Source organism: Ktedonospora formicarum, from assembly GCF_016587355.1.
In the GTDB taxonomy this organism is placed as follows: domain Bacteria; phylum Chloroflexota; class Ktedonobacteria; order Ktedonobacterales; family Ktedonobacteraceae; genus Ktedonobacter; species Ktedonobacter formicarum.
Genome location: NZ_BNJF01000001.1, coordinates 1,584,522 through 1,602,400, shown reverse-complemented (window position 1 = coordinate 1,602,400; position 17,879 = coordinate 1,584,522). Strand labels below are relative to the sequence as shown.

Genomic DNA, 17,879 nt, shown 5'->3' with positions numbered 1-17,879 from the left:
GTTATATATATATCAAGAGGTGCCAAATAGTCTCGCGGTGAACTGTGGTTTACCTCTATGTTTGGTATATATGGTTCTATCTAGAACTCTCGACATCTTGTGCCAGGAACTATAGCATTATTTGTTGGGCTGATATGACCCCATGGTTCTCTGTGATGTGCTGGAATGTTGAAGTGCCAGTGCAGAAATCGTTAGAATTTTGTTTCTCCCTGTATTTTCCTGATCCCACAGTTGCTATATCTCGCAGAAGTGAAACTCAAGAGTACTACGCAGAGAGTACTATAAAAAGAGGGTAACCTCTGCTATGAAAAGTCTGTAAATTAAACACAGGAATAGACCTAAAAAAAGGTGCTCTTGGGTGTCTTTTTTTGTAACAAGAGCTGAGTTTTCTTCGTAATTAAAGGCGATATATCGTTTTTCACTGACTAATAATTAGTGGATTAAGGGTTGATACGAAAACTAATGCCACTGACGTGGCTGGTGCGCACTCCTTGCCGAACCCTGAGGTTAGCTGTTGCCAAGTGGCATTGGGGTTCGTGTCAATAAGAACGCGCTTAGGTTTTCACATAAGGAGTAAAAAGGAGCTGGCATTCTTTATGGAAACTTCTTTGAAGGGTGTTTCGGGTGAGCAGGAGCGAAGTCCAGATGTGGCAATGGATGTACAAAATATTAAGAAAAGCTTACCATTAGGCAGAGAGCGTATAGACATTCTTAAGGGTATTAGCTTTCAAATCCAGCGTGGGGAATTTGTCTCTATCGTGGGTCCCTCTGGCTCAGGAAAGAGTACCTTGCTTGGTATCATCGCGGGACTGGACACTCCCACTTCTGGGAATGTATATATCGATAACGTGGACATATCGCGCATGAATGAGGGCAAACTGGCTTCAGTACGTAATAGTAAGATCGGCATGGTCTTTCAGGCCTATAATCTGATCCCGACGTTGACCGCGCAGGAGAACGTAGAGGTCCCACTCTATGTAGGTAAGCATAAGGGATCTCCTTCAGCGCGTGCCAAGGAACTCTTGGAACTCGTCGGTCTTTCACATCGTCTGAACCATCGCCCTAGCCAGCTTTCAGGTGGTGAGCAGCAGCGTGTAGCCATTGCGCGTTCGCTGGCAACTGATCCTGCGATAGTGATTGCCGACGAACCAACAGGCAATCTGGATGCGCGCAATGGTGAGAAGGTGCTTGAGCTGATTGCCTCACTACGCGATCAGACTGGCAAGACCTTTATTATCGCGACACATGACCAGAACGTTGCCGCGCACGCTGATCGCATTATTCGTATTGTCGATGGCTTGGTCGCAGAGGTTGATAACGCTGGTGGGAGAGTAGTGCAATGAAAGCCTCGATGTACTTTAACTATACTTCGCGCTCTCTAGTGCGAGGTGGGCAGAGGACGGTATTGGCGATCTTCTGTGTTGCAGTTGGTGTCATGGCAATTGTTGCCCTGCAACTGGTAGGGCTGATGATCAACAATGCTTTTAATAGCAACGTCCGTGATGCCAACGGTGGCGATATTGCTGTAACCTCAAACAATCAGCCCTTTACTAAGGATGATCTGAGTTACTTTGACAAGCTCAAGAAAGATAAGGTCATTACAAACTATACGCCTGTTATTAATGCACAGGCCTCGTCTGGGAGCGGTTCTGTCTCACTGCGCCAATCCTTCAACGTGCGTGTGATTGACCCGGCTATCTATCCCCTGGGGACTATACCTGGCTTTACTGAGCCGAAGGACGGAAATTTCCGCGACCTGCTCAAGAATGGACAGGTTATTGTCACAAAGGCGTTTGTCGATCAATACCACAAGAAAGTCGGGGACTCTCTGGATATACGCGTCACTTCGCAGGACCGCCAATCGCGTGTCATCAAGACGAAGATCGCTGGTATTGCGGAGAATAGCGGCGTGCTGGCTCAATCAGGAAGTCTTGCCCTGATTTCCTTTACTGACTTCAAAGATCCCAATGCCAAAAATGTTCAGACCTATGATACGGTTGATGTGAGCACGGTTGATAAGGCGCATATGAACGATGCCGCCAAGCGGTTGCGCGACAACTTCCCTATTGCCAATGTGCGCACCGTCGATGATGCGGTCAAGAGCCAGCAGGCGACAATCGACAATATCCGCAAGTTCCTGGAGATCGCTGGTCTGTTGGCGCTGCTGATCGGTGGCGTTGGTATTGTCAATACCATGCAGGTCCTGCTCTCACGTCGTAAGACGGAGATCGCGATGCTCAAGACGACTGGGTATCGGCGCTTCGACCTCTATCTGCTCTTCGGGCTAGAGGCTGCGATGCTTGGCTTTGTGGGTGGTGTGATTGGGGCTGCTGCCTCGGTTGGCGTGAGTTATCTGGTGCGTAACCTTGTTCAAAGTACGTTCCAGTTGAATATTCCCTTCGTGTTGGACTACACTACGATTATTGGTGGTGTAGTAATTGGTCTGGCAACCTCGCTCATTTTCGGCCTTTTGCCAATCGTCCAGGCAGCAAACATTCGCCCTCTGAATGTCATCCGTGAGCAGTCCGAAGGAAGCAGGGCGGGAAGCCTTCTGCTGATGATTTTTCTTGTGGCGCTCCTCTCAGTTCTCTTCTGTGGCCTCTCGATTGTCATTCTCAATAATGATGTAAGACTTGGCGTAGCCTCAGTCTATGGCACCTTTGCCTTCCTGCTATTGCTAAGTTTATTCTTTAGCTTGGTCATCTGGACTATTAGCAAGTTACCGGTTCCAGAGCGTCTAACGCTAGGTTTCCTGGCGGTGATTGTACTGGGTGTGGCTTTCTCACTTTTCTTGTATTGGATTCTGCCCACATACCTGGACTTCCCATACTTGCAGTTCTTTGGCCTGATCTTCCTGATACTCTCGCTGTTGGGCTTGCTGGTTGTGATTTTGCCTCGCACCTGGAAGTCGAATATCAAGATGGCGCTGCGTAATATTGGGCGTCAGCGTGCGCGTACGACGACAACCATGTTGGCCCTCTTTGTGGGTATCTTCACAATTGGCTTGATTGTCGTGCTAGGCCAGAATTTGCGCGATCAGGTGAATGATGCCATTGCCAAGTCGCTCAATTATAATGTGGTGTCAATTACGAGTGGCAACGATACCCAGAAGCTTCAGGATAAGCTTCCTACACTGAAAGGCCTATCAAGCTATCAGCGGCGTACTCTCACCTCTACCGTGCCAGTTGCGATCAATGATAAGCCAATCCAGGATCTTTTGCCAAAGAGTGGTCCAGGATCAAAGCCGGGGCCTGGTTCGCTGGGGCGTGAAGGATCACTCTACTTCTTGAGTGGCATGGAAGGCTATGATGTGGGTAACAATCAGTTTCCCAGTACGAAAGACCTCCGCATTGTTCAGGGGCGCAACCTTAATCTCAGCGATGAGGGCACCAATAATATCCTGATCTCTAACGAACTGGTCTCTCTCGACCCGTTGCATCTGAAGATTGGCGATAAGATCACACTGGGGAGCACGGATCGTACCAGTGTCGTCACGGTCAATGTCGTTGGCGTTTATGAGCAAACCAGCCTGGGTGGCACTCTCTATCCGCTTCTTGGTACGCGTACCAGTGTCAAGGCGCTCTCTCCGGGTGGGATAGAGCAGTCGATCTTTTATATGAAGATTGATACCAATAAGCTCAATAGCGCTGTTGATGCTATGGGAAAGACTGTCCCTGATGCCTTTGTCTTGAATCTGGCGAGTATTAGCGACTTTGTGGATCAGTTGCTTAACGACATCTTGCTTACCCTGACCACAATCGCTTCGCTCTCCCTGCTTGCGGGTGTGATTATCATCGCGAACGCGGTTGCCCTAGCTATGTTGGAACGTCGGCGCGAACTAGGTATTCTTAAGTCGGTAGGCTACACCAGTCGCTCAATTCTAGGTGAGGTTCTGATCGAGAATGGAGTCGTTGGCGGAACCGGAGCTCTTCTGGCCGTACTGCTCGTCACGGGCGCGATCAGCATTCTGGGCGCAGCGGCATTTGGTGCGCACTTTACTGTGAGTATGCCAATCGCCCTGGCCCTGGTTCTGGGTTCGGCGGTTCTGGCGATGATTACGGCGGCATTTGTGGCCTGGGGTGCGGTACGTGTGCGCCCATTAGAGGTACTCCGCTACGAGTAGTGTTTTTAGGTACAAGAGAACAAAAAGGGAGCCCATGCGCATGGGCTCCCTTTTTGTTCTCTTATAATTCTCAATCTCCGAGTGGGAGCGCGAGCAGGGGAATTTCCATTTCGTCTGGTGTTAGTCCTCCATGGTGACCCTGAAAGTGCATGTCGAATTTGCTCTGCTCGTACCACCAGATTGTCTCGTACTTATGGGGCAGAATAACCACATTTCCCAGGCGTGCTAGCATCGTCTGAGAGGGCGGCTGTTGCCCGAAGAAGCCCTGTTCAAGTAGCTCTGAGACTGGATAGATCTCTGCTTTGTCGGACAAATTTCGCCGGAGTAGATCTACCACCTCGTCAATACGTGTGTCTTTGACATGCAAGAACATATCGCGGGGAGAGCCCGCAGGCACAAGCAAGCGTCCCTGGTGATTGGTCTTCAGGTGGCGCGATAGCTGCGGAAGGCGTTCATTCAGATAATAGGTTGTGCGTGGATTGACTTGAACTTGTCCGTGGTCCGCGCTCAGCAAGAGGAGCGTGTCTGAAGCCTGAGTCCCAACCCGATGATAGAATTGCTCTATATGATGCATAAATGTATCGATTTCTCGCTCGACCTGTGGAGATGTGGGACCATAGTTATGGCTCACAGTATCGATGCGGTCAAAGTAGAGAAAGTAATACGCAGGTGTGGCCTGAGGTGCGACCAGCAGATTTGCAAGCTCATCCAGTGCTTCCGGTAACATACTGTAGGGATGAACACTCGCTCCTTGAAAAACTATATCAGAGTAGGTGGATGGCGTGTATGCCTGAAACTGGAAGATATGCGAGGTTACACCCTGCTTATGCAGGCTTTGGTAGAACGTCTGGCGTGGGAAAAAGGAGGTCGCTGGTATGGATGCACGCCTCAGGGAATCGCGCAGAACTTTATCGTCGGCATAGGAGAAGAGCAGAGGAGAGATGATATTATCGACGAGCGGCTCATAGTAGTACCACTCGTAGACGCCGCTTTGCCCAACTTCCAGACCTGTATGGATGCAGGTGACATGTGCTGCGGTCGTTGAGGGGAACTGCGAGGTGAGCTTTGAGATTACCCCTTTAGCGAGCGCGGTTTTGAGGAAGGAATAGCGTTCGGCATAGCGATTGAAGAGATGCCAGCCAAAACCATCGATGAAGAGGAAGACTACCTGATTATAGCGTGCTGGTAAACCCTGGAAGGCAGCTTTTGGTAAGGCCGAAGTGGAGGGCGTACCTGTGAGAAGAGATGTGATAGTTGCGGGCAAGCGAGAGAAGCAATAGGAATCATAGCATGGTTTCACAAAGCGCTGTGAGAACCTTGATTGCTTGATGGCTTTCAACGAAGCTGTATTGAGCATGATTAGTCCTGCGCTTCCTCTTCTAGCTCGTATGAGTGAGTGGTTATTAAGGCAGGGATCCTTCGATTTTTTAGGTATGGTTTGCTGTCTGCTTAACAGTATAACATGGAAAACTCTTCTATCAACACCACGCCTGGGAATGTGTGTGTTTTAGATATAAGAAATACTACGCGTAATATGGTAAATAAGATGATATACGTGTGAAATATGCTATGGAGCTGTACATTGATCTGCCTGTGCCATCCTTGCCTTCTCTGACTGACCTGATCCGCAGGGTCTAACGGGCAATTGGTAGCATATTGCTTCTATTATAGCTGTATTTTCGTGTGTGTGCCAGAAGCGGGTGAATGTGATATGTGCAAATTAACCATAGGCCAGGGCTATTCGTGATTCAATATGTAGATTTTGTGTGTCAGTTATGAAACGCCGTCACCATTGCGTTGCTCCGGTGCTTGCTGGTTCGTCGAGAGTGATAGATGGCAAATTTAAGCAATGGGAGTGAATGAGAATGCGTGTAACTGTGTGTGAGCTTCCCAATGAGAGGGGTGCTTTCTCTGCCTCCTGGGAGAGACTTGCTCGTCATGTTGTGGAGCAGAAGAGTGACCTGGTTTTGCTTCCAGAATTGCCTTTCTCCGTCTGGTTCTGCACGAACTCACAGTTTGAGAGCCATATCTGGCAGGATGCGTGTGATGAGCACGAAGCCATGATGAAGCGTCTGCCAGAACTGGCTCCGGCGCTTGTGCTAGGGACACACCCCCTAATGAAAAATGGCTTGCGCTTGAACCGTGGCTTCTGTTGGGCTGAGAGTGAGGGATATAGAGGCGTACATGATAAGCACTATCTTCCCAATGAAGAGGGCTTTTATGAGCGTGCCTGGTTTGATCGTAACCAGCAAGATTTCTCGCCGGTGGGTGTCGGTAATCTCGCGTTAGGCTTCCTGATCTGTACTGAAGTGATGTTCAACGAATGGGCCAGATTCTATGGCAGGCAGGGAGCGAATCTTATCGCGGTCCCGCGTGCCTCGACTCCGCATGAGCGTTGGGTGGTTGCTCCTCGTATGGCAGCAATTGCCTCGGGGGCGTTTGTCATCTCGTCGAATCGCGTTGACGATAAGTTGTTTGGTGGGCGTGGGCTGATTATTAACCCGGAGGGGGAGGTATTAGCCGAGACCTCCCGTCATATGCCATTTGTCACGGTTGATATTGATCTGGCGGAGAGTGCCCAGGCAAAGAGCACGTATCCGCGCGATGTGCCTGAGTAGCGCTACACTATTCCTAGTATGGGTTTGGCTAAGTGGGTATGGGTATATATGACTTGCTAAATGTAAACTCTATCTATGCCCTGGGTATATAAAACAGGTTCCCTGCGGTATTTCAAAGAAAGTAATTACGGTGAAACTACAACGTGCTGACCTTGCTATTGTAAGTGCAAGTATCTTATGGGGCTTAAATTATTGTACAGTAAAATTGCTAGTAACCTCTCTTCCGCCATTGCTGGTCGGCTTTCTGCGCTTCTTGCTTTCTGCGCTTGTGATGCTGGCGCTTTTAAGATTGATTGAAGGTAGTATCAAGATCTCATGGAGACATCTGGGAGCGCTTATCGGTGCCGGTGTTCTGGGCTTTGGCTTCCAGCAAATCTTCTTTCTCTATGGCTCATCCTATGCTGAAGCCTCAATGGGGGCATTAATAGGTGCTTTTACTAACGCGATCATGACCGTCGTAGCGTCTCTGATCGCCAGAGAGCGTATGACTGGATTGATGATTGGGGGACTATTCGCGGCTTGTATGGGGATGGTGTTAGTTGTAACTGGTAGCGGAGGTTCGTTAGCGGTCACAGGCACCAATTGGATTGGGCTAGGACTCTACTTTGGGGCGGGCATCTTGAGTGGACTGACACCGCTGCTTACTCATCGTACTTTATCACACTATTCCCCTTTGCGCGTTACTTCCTGGATGCTGGTAGTTGGCTGTGCCTTCTTCGTTGTGCCGGGCGCAATGAGCGCACCAAGTGCCCACCTGAGCACGTTGCCCATGCTGATTATTCCTGCATTGCTCTTTACTGCTATAGGGGCGACTGGCCTGACGAATGTGCTCTGGAACTATGGTCTTACACGCGTGGGTGTCGTACGTCTCTCTATCTATGGCTATCTTCCCTCTATTTTCGGGGTCCTCATGTCGGCGCTTCTGCTCGGAGAGGTATTGACAACGACTCAGTGGTGGGGAACGGCTCTGACTATCGCTGGTGTTCTTGTCTCCCAGCTAAAGAGTCTGGATGTGCAGGCTCTATTCCGCAAAGCTTTGCTTAAACAGAGAACGGCACGGCGCGAATCTGTGTTGGTCCTCAATTCTGGTACGATGAAGAAGTAACACTCCGGCATCAACCTGGAAATAAGGAGGGACGCGTCAGCTAAGAGACGCGTCCCTCCCTGGCTTCTATTTACCCTTTTGATGATGCTGCTCTTTATGATGCTTCATCACCGTGCGGGCGGCGACCTCTTCCGCGCGGTCTCCGTAGCGACCGCTTTTCTCCGCCGATTCTTTAATGTGCTCGTACTGGCGCTGCTCTTTATCACCAACGCCTTTTAAGGGCTTCTTCTGTGGCATACTTATCTCCTCTCTTTACGCGCGAACTTGCGCACGTGCTGATCGTCGATAAACTATTACGCCTCGGCGCGACGGAAACGTCTGCGGGCAAACCCGAGGGTTACGAGATGCCAGATGGCAACGAAAATGATCGCGCCGATCAGTGTCCTGATAACAGGTACATCATATAACACGTAATCCTGGAAACCATTGATGACAATCACTTTGGTCATCAGCCAGATGCCAACAAGAGCGGCAACAATGGCACCTATAATCCCGAAGGGAAGACGCCAGCCGACAACTGCTTCTGCGATCAGGCCGATTACAGCCGCGATGACCAAGTAGAGGATGAGATCCCACCCAAAGTTCCAGACGTTATTCCCCAGACTAATCGTGATACCATCCGCAAGGACAAACTGAGATGCTAACATAAGGTCCTCCTTGTATGAAAACAATGTATCGCTATATTTGAAATTCGTTTAGATGACCTTTTTAAGAAAAGGCGAAAGGCCTACTGCATGAGAACAATCAGTGTATTGCTTATTAGTAACGTAATAATGTTACTAATAATACGCAGTAAGGCCTTGATCCGGTTTCAGACTGATGAGTTGCCGCGCGACAAGAGGATGACCTTTGCGGGGGGACTTCGATGGCAAGAATAGGGCAATAGTGGCAGGAATTAAGGCAATGATGATATGCTAGAGAAACAATTTCGTTACTCTTTGTTGAAAGGTTTTTTGTGCGCATGACAGACGGTAAACAGGGGTTGTTGTGGACGCAAGGATTAACAGCGAGTGCGTTACAGGAGATTATGCAACTGGCCGAGATATGTCAGCAGCATGAGCACCTGACGATGAAGCTCAATTGGAATACGCTCCGCAATCGCCCCCAGCAGGAGACGAACGACTTTCTCTATTATGAGAATGGTAAGCTGGTCGGCTACCTGGCACTGTTCTGCTTTAATACGCAGGAGGCTGAGGTAAGTGGCATGGTACACCCGCAATACCGCCGTAGGGGGATATTCAGCAGGTTGTTCCAGGCAGCGGCTGAAGAGGTTCAGCGTCGCAACATTCCTCAGATCCTGGGTATTGTTGAACATACATCGCAGGGGGGGCAGGCATTTGCTCGCAGACTGCAAGGCCGACTCCACCACTCTGAATATAAGATGACGCTTACTGAGCCGCATCTCGTTGGCACAGAGATTGAGGGACTAAAATTCCGTCGATCTCAGTCTGAGGATGGCATGATCCTGGCGCATATTACCGCCGTTGCCTTTGGCATCCCACGTAGCGAGATCACATGGTATAGCCAGGGACCCCAGGAGGGGCGGCCCTCATATCTAGCACAACTAGGTGATATCTATGTTGGTAAACTTGATGTGAACCTGGGTGAGCAGGATGCCTTGATCCTCGGTTTTGGGGTGCTACCTGAGTTCCAGGGGCGCGGCTATGGGAGACGCCTCCTGGCGTATACCATTCAAGAACTGCTCAAGCTAGGGAAACGCCAGATTTCGCTGGAAGTAGTAACTGAGAACCAGAACGCGTTAGCACTTTATCAGTCCTGTGGTTTCCAGATAGTAACGAGCTATGACTATTATAGCTATCCGGTGCGCGTGGTATCCAGGTAAGCGGAGATAGTCGGCGCGTTGAGGAGCGGGTATGAAGATGATAGGGCAACCAGTCTGTAAAGGATGTGGCAAACCCATTACTGGACGCTATCTGACCGCGCTGGCTGCGACATGGCATCCTGAACACTTTGTCTGTATGGCATGTGGGCGTCCAATCACGGATGCCCGCTTCAAGCTCAATGAGGACCATCCATACCATGAGGTATGCTATGCGCGCGAGATCGCTCCACGTTGCGCCTATTGTGGAAAGCCATTGACGGACTCCTATCTAGTGGATTATTGGGGCACAAAATTTTGTCGAGAGCATCAGGGACAGTATGCATCCTGTGATTTTTGCGGACGCCTGATCCTTCCAGCGGATCGTGAGACAGGAGCGGAGGTCACGCGCTGCCGTATATGTCGTGCCAGCGCTATCGAGACCGCTGAGGATGCTCGACCCCTCTTCCGAAAAGTGATTCAGTGGGTTAGCCACCAGAGATTACATTATCACCAGCTTCCCCTTAGTCTGGAGCTCTGTGGAAAGGCCAAACTTCTCCAGTACTTGCGCGAGAATGGTTCAACTCATTCGCTCGGCGCGACCATGGGTGTCTTCTATACTCAGGATGGACAGGTGACGAGTGCCGAAGTACGTGGCGTCGCTGTTCTGTATGGTTTGCCTTCCATTGTCTTCGAGAGTGTGGTCGCGCATGAACTGGGTCATGTCTGGTTAATCGTACAGGGAATGTCTCACGGGACGCCCTGGCGTGAAGAGGGTTTCTGCGAATTGCTCTCGTACAATTATCTCCGCTTCAGAAATACGCCGGAGAGCCAGTATCGCGCCGAGAATATGGAGCGTAATCCAGACCCAATTTATGGTGATGGCTTCCGGCGTATTCGTGCCCAGGTTGAACAGCGAGGTTTCGAGCGCTTCGTGACCGAGATTGAGCGGTCAAAGCGTTGGCCTTAGCGTCTAGCTCAGGTCTGCTCAACCCATTCGACCCGATGAGCCTCGATGATATCTGGAACTTCCAGCTTGTTAAGTAGGCGATAGAGCACCGCCTCTGGTACATATTCGGAGCGTGCTCGGTTGCGTTGGAGAAGCTGAGGCAGGGGAGCATCAAGGTATACCAGGCGCACCCGCGCACCATATGAGACGAAGAGGTCTATCAACTGTTGGCGCATCTGGTGGGTGATATTGGTCGCGTTCCAGGCGAAGGATGTGTTTTGCCGGAGTAGAATACGGGCTTGTTCGCGTGCAGCCTGTACCACTAAGCCTTGATTCTCCCCAGGTGAAATTTGCAATTCCTTGCGTAATTGGTCCAGTGAGACCACAGGCCAATCAGGCAGATGAGTGTGCAACCAGGTATTCTTGCCACTTCCTGGAAGCCCCGACATCAAGACTATCTCAAAGCGCGTGTCATCGTATGCGACATACGAGGGGTCGCTCTGCTCTTTCTGGAAGTAGATAAAGCGGCTATGTGGGGTGGCAAACTGACGGGGGAATCATAACACTCCTGCTCCTGACAGAAGAGTGAGAAGAGTTCAATGCGCTCTAAGAGCTCACCTTGATCTGCGCAGATACGCCCCCGAACGTCTGCCTCGGAGAGAAGTGCCAGGTGTGAGAGACGTACACTTTGGCTGGCTTCGAGCACATGTCGCTGGGGATTAGAGCTATTTAAGAATTGTAGAGGGAGTCCGTGATAGCGCACTAGGCGCGCGATATACTCACGCTGATGTAGGGGGACGGGTTCAATCTCCTTGCCATCACAGAGAATATGGCGTACCATTAGCTCGCCTTTGCGAGCGTGTCCACGTGAAGAGATGCGCCCATCGGGATCGCGGCGTGTGCAAGCGGGCTTGCCGACATCATGGAGTAGAGCGGAGGTGAAGAGTAATGAGCGTTCGGTTTCTGGAAGACTTCGCCAGGAAGGGAGAGCGATCATAGCTTCCACGACCATGCGTGTGTGCGTGAGTACATCGCCCTCGGCATGGTAGAGGGGCTCCTGTTGTGTCTCGCGCATGGGGAGTAGCCAGGAGAAGGTCGCGACCAGGGCATCCCAGTCGAGTTGCCAGTCTGGCGCCTGGGGGCAGAAGGGAAAGGTCCAGTCTTTGCCTGAAAGATAGGTTTGGATCATGTGCACCATCCTTGATGAAGATTGACTAGAAAAGCTCCACGCCTGGATGCAGGCGGTTCGGAAGAATCGGGCGATCCTGCCAGTGACTCTCCGAATCGAAGACCGCTTGCAGGAAGCTCGAACGCACATACTTATAGCGCTCTTTGACCTCATCCTGCTCTTCCACTTTAATGTAGAGACCTTCCATCAGGGGCGAGGTGTCGGTCTCTTTCAGAACACGCTCGTAATCAAATAGACGACTCTGGCAGGTTGTACGCAAAATAGTGAGTTGCCCATCGGAGATGAAATGCGAGTGCCCTATCAGCGAAACCAACTCACTAAGGGTCTGGACTACGCCCTCATAAAGTACTTTAACGGAGACGATGAAGGGTAGGACGCGTAAGAACTCGCGCCTGCGTTGCGTACTCAGAAACTGTCCTGTTACCTTGTCCAGTATGTCGAATTCCATAAAGTAGTGTGGCAGATCTGTATAGAAGACAGTATGCTTGGCGTAAAGCCATTCCCCATAGAGGACATAGCGATCACCCAATACCTCCCATAGCTCCAATGTATAGCGCCCGGCCCAGGTCTTGAAGAGATGGAATTGCTTCTCGCGTGGCCCACCAGTCAAGAAGTGTCCCCGACTCTGAAGGAGAAGTTGCCCAGTACTATCGAAACTGATGGCACAATTGGCCCCGTCCATTTTCTCTTCGATGACGAGGTAGCGCCCGGCAAACTCGCGTAGCGGAATCAGAGTGAGGTCCTCATCACCCCGCTGTATGCCGGAGCCTTCTATGTGGTGTGTGCGTGGATACTTGTAAATCGTATCACTTGTTTGCATGATCTGTCCTTGCTACTATAAGCAGGTGCTTGGGTACATAATCAATCGTGACGCGCTGGATACCCTGCTGATGTAGGAGCTTGGTCAGCCGGTCGGGCGTGAAAAGGTGAATGTGCTCAGGATTATCGTCCTCCCTGGAGGGAACGGTGAGGATGAGGAAGCGCTTGGCGATGCGGCATAGTTCGCGTAACGCGCGCTCGGTATCGGGCACGTGCTCAAGTACTTCAAGCATTGTCACTACATCAAATGTATTATTGGCGAATGGAAGCTGCGTCACATTTGCCTGTAGAGCTGTGAGGAGATGTAACCCACCTTCCTGAGCCATATGCATATCGGCAACTCGGTAATCCAGAATGTCGATAGCGGTCACCGGTAGGTAGGGGAAGGTATCGAGCAGGGGCCAGAGGAATGCGCCGCGTCCGCTTCCTACGTCGAGCAGATTGGCTGGCTGCATGCCTTTGAGTATACCAAGTACCTTATGGACTCTTGGCAGCTCCATCGTTCGCTTGAAGCGGTGAATGCGCAACTCATGCTGGTGTGCCAGATTGATAAGTTCCTGAAGCGCCTCTCCACTCAGCATTTCAAGTGGCTTTTGTCGTAGAGGATGTGTTGGTGCTAACACCTCTTTATGTGCTAGCCAACCACGAATGAAGGCGGCAGCCTGAAGTTGAAAGTACTCAGTTGGCGGAGTAGATATGTTCATTTCGTCTGGTTTTCTATGATGAATTGCTAGGCGAAGAACTGGTGCGCAAAGCATAACACAAAAGTAAGAGCTTGTGTATTCATCGCCATCTGACGTTTACTCATCACGGCGCTTAACAAGAGCTATTGGTAGCTGGTTTAAGGCGAGTTGATCGCTACCCTGCGAGCTGGGTAGTGTCTGCTTCAATCTGGTAATTGAGCTTTCATTGCAGACGGTTGAGGGTTGGTCGTTTGTGATCTTGCAAATGGCGGCTGTCATATAGTTGGCAGCGCCAAGCACATTCTTGGCGACATCGGTCGTACGATCCGCTAGCTTGGCTGCGATCTGTTTCTGTGTAAGGTTGGCAAGCACCTCGACATTCAGGCTGGGGCCTGTGGTGATGTACTGGTTGGCGATGTCAACAAAAGGAAAGCCACCCGCTGATTGCTGGTCGACGTAAGGTGGGGCATTATATGTATCGATAAGTTTCTGCTGCGCATCGCTTGGAGTTTGCAAGGGCGCGTAGAAATTGCCTGATCGTTGATTGGTATACTGCTCGACGGCTTCGAAGTCGATATAGTTGCTCTGATATTTGCTGCCATTGAATGAAAAAGTCGCGAGACTGGGTGGGTTATCTTCTGAGGCTGAGGAGGTCTCGGGCAAGGCGCTAAAGGTGCCGAAGCGGCTGAGGGCTACGACGATAGACCAGCGCTCGCCTGCGCATAGAGGGCAAAACTCCGCGCCTGAGTAGAACACCATCGGCTTGCCAGTACTACCCTTGAGAATGGCTGGTTTCCCTTGCGGTGCCTGGAAGAATGCCTTTAATCCACCATCGCCAATGGCGTTAAGTGTATCAGGCTCAATGCTGGTCGTCATCTTAAGCACTTCTTGATCAGTAGGTCCTGAGCTTCCAGTATGTTGATTTTGTTGCCCCAGAACCGCAAAAGCGCCAATGACTATCGCAACAACGAGCAGAATGCCGCCAATAGGCATCCAGGGAGAAATACGTTTGTGCGTTTGGCGACGCCTCTGTGCATTGGGATTACGTTGGATGCTAGATGGTTGTAGACGAGAGCGGGCATGCACCTCTACGCGTGCGCTCGTCGAGGCGGCTTGCCGCCGCTTTTTCTTGGATTTTGCCATCTTCTCGAGCCTTTCCGTAAGCATAGGTCTACTAACGATTATAGCATTTTACTGTTAGCAGTGCCTTTGGTTCATTATGAGAATTTACAGGATAAAGGGAGTAGAATGTGGTTCATAAGTATTTAAAACAGTAACCACATTCTACTCCCTTTATTGCTTTGAGCGCGTGTGTGCAAAGAGCTCAGGAGGTGACTTTCATATTTTTATGTGGTGGTCAGGTGATTGGTAAGCATGGGGCCCCAGGAAGAGATATTGGTAGGGGTGAGCATGATGACTGGTTGTGTTTCCAGATGCATCGTACGATATTGGATGTAGCGCAGGCGAAGCAGTTGAAGCGCATGTGCATGGGCCTCATGCTCTGGTGAGATGAGTTCCGCGTGACAATAGACAAGGACATAGCCTAGATAATTCCAGTTGTCATCTTCGTAATGATCGATGAGGAGTGTGGCGTCAGGACGGTCCTGAATATTGCGTACTCGTCGCAATTTGAGGGGGGAAACGCTTTTAGGCTTCTCATCCAGCGCGATGTAGAAGCGCTGATTGTCAAAGGCATAGCAGACAGGTATCAGATGAGGTGGACCCTGTGTATTCAGGGTTCCCAGGCGTGCGACCCGTTGCTGGCGGACAAATATGCCCTCCGCCTCGGTCAAGGGTGGTTGGTGATGCATAATTTTCTTTGTTTATCCTGTGTTCTGTAAATAGGGATGCGCGTTCTCTGTTCGGCAGACTCATTATATTCTCACTTGTTCACTAATGAAAAGGGGATACTGATTGTGAGTGATCTGGGAAATATGTTGGTTGAGATGGGTAAGAGTTGCTATCTAGCATAATGAGTTTGATGTTTGGGAAGGAAGGAGAGCATAATGGTCATTATGATAGTGTAGGCCTGTTATTCCGTAGAAAGGCTGTGTTTGCGTATGTCGCTGCTCCAGGCATCTGAATCCGCTGAATCTGTAGTGGCTTTGCAGGGTAGGGCTCGTGCTCGCTGGCGTTTTCCGCTCTTGATTGTTCTTCTGCTTGTGATGCTGGCGTATTTTGTCGTGGTACGCCTGACCGCGCCTGCCGCCGATACGCCGGTGGATAATTTCCTGCTGCTATATATGGGAGGATTTCTCCCTTACGGGCTGGCTTGCGCAGTTGTCTTCTGCACGCCCGCACCCCAAGGGCGTTGGCGTTGGCTGGAACTGGGCTCGATTCTGCTGGCGGGGCTTGTCATGCGCGCACTCCTGTTACCGCTGGAGCCTGATCTCTCGCGGGATTCCTGGCGTTACCTGTGGGATGCTCGTGTCACGCTACTTGGCTACAGCCCATACGCCTACGTTCCTGCTGATCCACGCTTTCATTCCATCCAAGATTTTCTTTTTGTCAATAGCCGCTACCGTTTTTCTCCCGCGCTCTATCCTCCTGGCGCACAGGGGGTATTCCTCATTAGCTATTTGCTTGCCCCAAGCAATCTGCCCTTTCTCAAAGGAATGTTTGTGCTTATGGATCTGGTGACCAGTGGAGGAATAGCCTACCTGCTGGCGCGTCGTGGGGTGGACTGGAGTCGCTGCCTCCTTTATGCTCTATGTCCTGTCCCCATTATCGAGTTTGCCTTGCAGGGACACGTCGATGCTTGCCCTGTCGTCTTCTCTGTCCTGGCGGTCATTTTCGCGCAAGAGACCTGGAAGGGAAGTCGTGTCGTTACTGGTTTGTGTATCGCCCTGGCGACTCTGACCAAGCTTTATCCTATTCTGTTACTGGTGGTCCTGGTGAGACGGCGCGATTGGGCACTGGTATTGACCTGCTTCGTGACCATTGTCGCGGCCTATTTACCCTATGTTATTATGGGGCATGGGCAGATCTTTGGTTTTTTCTCCACCTATGCTAGTGAGCAGCAGCCGAACGCTGGTCCTGTTTACCTTCTACTCACCACGTGGGAGGCGACAGTGAAGGGGTCATGGGCCAGGCTTGTCTTCTTCGCGGTTGAGGGTCTGGTTATGGGTGGTGCCGTCCTTGCTGTGCTCTGGCTGCGCTGGCATCGGCGGATCGGAATCGAGGCGGGACTCCTGGTGTTATATGGAGTTATCTTTGCCGTCTCATCCCATATTTTTCCCTGGTACACACCCACATTGCTGCCCTGGGTTGCCCTGCTATTGGGGTTCTATGGAGGCAAGGTAAAGGTATGAGCGCGAAAGGACTGGCCCTGTTGTGTGTCTGGTACCTCGTCTGTGCCTCTGTTGGAGGGTACTTCGGTCGTAATCCTCAGAGTTGGAATGTGTATTATCTGGCGGTGTATTCTGTAACGCTATTGGGGTTGGGCCTGTCGGCGGCCCTTGCTCTATGGCATGAAAGGGGCACACTTCCACAACTCCTTACACTCAATCGCAACCATACTACTCGCTAGACGAAGCAGCGGTCCGATGCTCAACACCGAGCATCGGACCGCTGCTTTACCTCTATAAGGCTGAAACTAGATTAGAGCAAGCCCTGCTGTTTGAGGAAGTCGGTTGCTACCAGGGTAACGGCGCGAGAGACGGAAGCTCCATCCTTCTTCTTCGCCGCGACTTGCTGCTGCAACTGGATGCTGACATCAGTGGTCAGTTTTGGAGCCAGTGGATTGAGTGTCGCTGCGATATCGGGATTCTTCTGAATGATGTCATTGCGCACTACAGGAGCGGGATTGAAGGCTGGGAAGCCATTCTTATCGTCTTTCAGGAAGATGAAGCCGCTCTCAGGAACCGTGGCATCGGTACCGTAGCACACCGTGATCTGAGCCTTGTCGTTCTTTACCGCCTCGAAACCAAGTGCATAATCCACGGTTGACGTGCTCTTAAAGCTCTTGGTTGTGATGTTGTAGACCTGCTTCAGGCCGTCAACGAAATCGGTACCATCGCTAGGTGAAGTCAGTACCAGTTGTGATACTTTGGCCTGAAGTTCCGAGAGGGATGTGATGCCTAGCTTCTGCGAAGTCTCCTTCGAGGTGCAAAGCTCATAACCATCGTTCAAAGGCGAGGCGTCGAGCCAGCTCAACTTATACTGCTTGTCGAAGCCATCCTTGACCGCTTGATAGTCTTTCTGGGGATCATACGTGGTTGGAACCTGGAGTTTATTCAGGCCCGTCGCCGTGAACTCTGGATAGAGATCTATCGAACCACTGCTGATCGCTTGAAATACGATATTGCTATTGCCAAGCGCAGCCTTCTCGGTGATCTGGTAACCTGCCTTCTGCAAGAGTAGAGTATACATCTTGCCCAACAGTTGTGACTCAACATCGAGTTTACTGGCGACGGTTAGTTTGCCCTTTGAGTTGTTGCCAGTGTTGCCTGTAGAGTTCCCGTCTGTGCCACAGGCTGAGAGTAGGAGCAAGAGGAGCAGTACCAGCGCTCCCGCCGACTTCAATTTGAATGAACGTAAAGACATGAAAATCTCCTTATGCTTGGAATGATCAA

Annotated in this window: 18 protein-coding genes; 8 read left to right on the top strand and 10 right to left on the bottom strand. The window is 50.8% G+C overall.

The features are described from left to right. Positions 1–596: 596 nt before the first annotated feature. Complete coding sequence (locus K3T82_RS06925; RefSeq protein ID WP_220192753.1) at positions 597–1,343, top strand: ABC transporter ATP-binding protein; 747 nt, start codon at positions 597–599, stop codon at positions 1,341–1,343. After that, entirely contained in the window at positions 1,340–4,123 is a 2,784-nt protein-coding gene (locus K3T82_RS06920; RefSeq protein WP_220192752.1) for an ABC transporter permease, read from the top strand. Before K3T82_RS06925 ends, K3T82_RS06920 begins: the two co-directional genes overlap by 4 nt. Before the next feature lie 70 nt (positions 4,124–4,193). Here K3T82_RS06920 and K3T82_RS06915 read toward each other — a convergent pair whose 3' ends face one another. Beyond that, complete coding sequence (locus K3T82_RS06915; protein WP_220192751.1) at positions 4,194–5,480, bottom strand: alkaline phosphatase family protein; 1,287 nt, start codon at positions 5,478–5,480, stop codon at positions 4,194–4,196. 508 nt (positions 5,481–5,988) lie between these two features. Here K3T82_RS06915 and K3T82_RS06910 point away from each other — a divergent pair. Together K3T82_RS06910 and K3T82_RS06905 are read left to right on the top strand one after the other, a co-directional pair. After that, complete coding sequence (locus K3T82_RS06910) at positions 5,989–6,741, top strand: carbon-nitrogen hydrolase family protein (protein ID WP_220192750.1); 753 nt, start codon at positions 5,989–5,991, stop codon at positions 6,739–6,741. Positions 6,742–6,871: 130 nt separating this feature from the next. Then, on the top strand, positions 6,872–7,846 hold the full coding sequence (locus K3T82_RS06905) for a DMT family transporter (RefSeq protein WP_220192749.1): 975 nt from the start codon (positions 6,872–6,874) through the stop codon (positions 7,844–7,846). 66 nt (positions 7,847–7,912) lie between these two features. Here K3T82_RS06905 and K3T82_RS06900 read toward each other — a convergent pair whose 3' ends face one another. Together K3T82_RS06900 and K3T82_RS06895 are read right to left on the bottom strand one after the other, a co-directional pair. Beyond that, complete coding sequence (locus tag K3T82_RS06900) at positions 7,913–8,083, bottom strand: hypothetical protein (protein ID WP_220192748.1); 171 nt, start codon at positions 8,081–8,083, stop codon at positions 7,913–7,915. A gap of 56 nt (positions 8,084–8,139) precedes the next feature. Beyond that, on the bottom strand, positions 8,140–8,493 hold the full coding sequence (locus K3T82_RS06895) for a hypothetical protein (protein WP_220192747.1): 354 nt from the start codon (positions 8,491–8,493) through the stop codon (positions 8,140–8,142). Positions 8,494–8,807: 314 nt separating this feature from the next. On the opposite strand from K3T82_RS06895, the gene K3T82_RS06890 reads away from it, so the two are divergent. Together K3T82_RS06890 and K3T82_RS06885 are read left to right on the top strand one after the other, a co-directional pair. Next, positions 8,808–9,689 (top strand): GNAT family N-acetyltransferase, encoded by an 882-nt coding sequence (locus K3T82_RS06890; RefSeq protein WP_220192746.1) that lies wholly within the window; start codon positions 8,808–8,810, stop codon positions 9,687–9,689. A gap of 31 nt (positions 9,690–9,720) precedes the next feature. Then, on the top strand, positions 9,721–10,635 hold the full coding sequence (locus K3T82_RS06885; protein ID WP_220192745.1) for a protein DA1: 915 nt from the start codon (positions 9,721–9,723) through the stop codon (positions 10,633–10,635). A gap of 8 nt (positions 10,636–10,643) precedes the next feature. Here K3T82_RS06885 and K3T82_RS06880 read toward each other — a convergent pair whose 3' ends face one another. The 6 genes from K3T82_RS06880 to K3T82_RS06855 form a co-directional block, all read right to left on the bottom strand. Next, a complete protein-coding gene (locus tag K3T82_RS06880; RefSeq protein WP_220192744.1) occupies positions 10,644–11,063 on the bottom strand; it encodes an AAA family ATPase in 420 nt (139 codons plus the stop codon). Positions 11,064–11,068: 5 nt separating this feature from the next. Next, positions 11,069–11,803: an HDIG domain-containing metalloprotein gene (locus K3T82_RS06875; protein WP_220192743.1), complete on the bottom strand. Its 735-nt coding sequence runs from the start codon at positions 11,801–11,803 to the stop codon at positions 11,069–11,071. A 25-nt stretch (positions 11,804–11,828) separates the two neighbouring features. After that, on the bottom strand, positions 11,829–12,623 hold the full coding sequence (locus K3T82_RS06870) for an RNA ligase family protein (protein ID WP_220192742.1): 795 nt from the start codon (positions 12,621–12,623) through the stop codon (positions 11,829–11,831). Beyond that, positions 12,610–13,326, bottom strand: a complete 717-nt coding sequence (locus K3T82_RS06865; protein WP_220192741.1) for a class I SAM-dependent methyltransferase — start codon at positions 13,324–13,326, stop codon at positions 12,610–12,612. Before K3T82_RS06865 ends, K3T82_RS06870 begins: the two co-directional genes overlap by 14 nt. A 96-nt stretch (positions 13,327–13,422) precedes the next feature. Further along, positions 13,423–14,448, bottom strand: a complete 1,026-nt coding sequence (locus tag K3T82_RS06860) for a DUF929 family protein (RefSeq protein WP_220192740.1) — start codon at positions 14,446–14,448, stop codon at positions 13,423–13,425. 203 nt (positions 14,449–14,651) lie between these two features. After that, entirely contained in the window at positions 14,652–15,116 is a 465-nt protein-coding gene (locus K3T82_RS06855; RefSeq protein ID WP_220192739.1) for a TIGR03668 family PPOX class F420-dependent oxidoreductase, read from the bottom strand. Positions 15,117–15,365: 249 nt separating this feature from the next. Here K3T82_RS06855 and K3T82_RS06850 point away from each other — a divergent pair, with 249 nt between their 5' ends. After that, the gene (locus K3T82_RS06850; RefSeq protein WP_220192738.1) at positions 15,366–16,616 is read left to right on the top strand and encodes a glycosyltransferase 87 family protein; all 1,251 of its coding nucleotides are present in this window, start codon (positions 15,366–15,368) and stop codon (positions 16,614–16,616) included. Then, a complete protein-coding gene (locus K3T82_RS06845) occupies positions 16,613–16,834 on the top strand; it encodes a hypothetical protein (protein WP_220192737.1) in 222 nt (73 codons plus the stop codon). Before K3T82_RS06850 ends, K3T82_RS06845 begins: the two co-directional genes overlap by 4 nt. A 71-nt stretch (positions 16,835–16,905) precedes the next feature. On the opposite strand, the gene K3T82_RS06840 is transcribed toward K3T82_RS06845, so the two are convergent. Further along, positions 16,906–17,850 carry a glycine betaine ABC transporter substrate-binding protein gene (locus tag K3T82_RS06840; RefSeq protein ID WP_220192736.1) on the bottom strand — a complete coding sequence of 315 codons (945 nt, stop codon included), beginning with the start codon at positions 17,848–17,850 and terminating at the stop codon, positions 16,906–16,908. Positions 17,851–17,879: the final 29 nt, after the last annotated feature.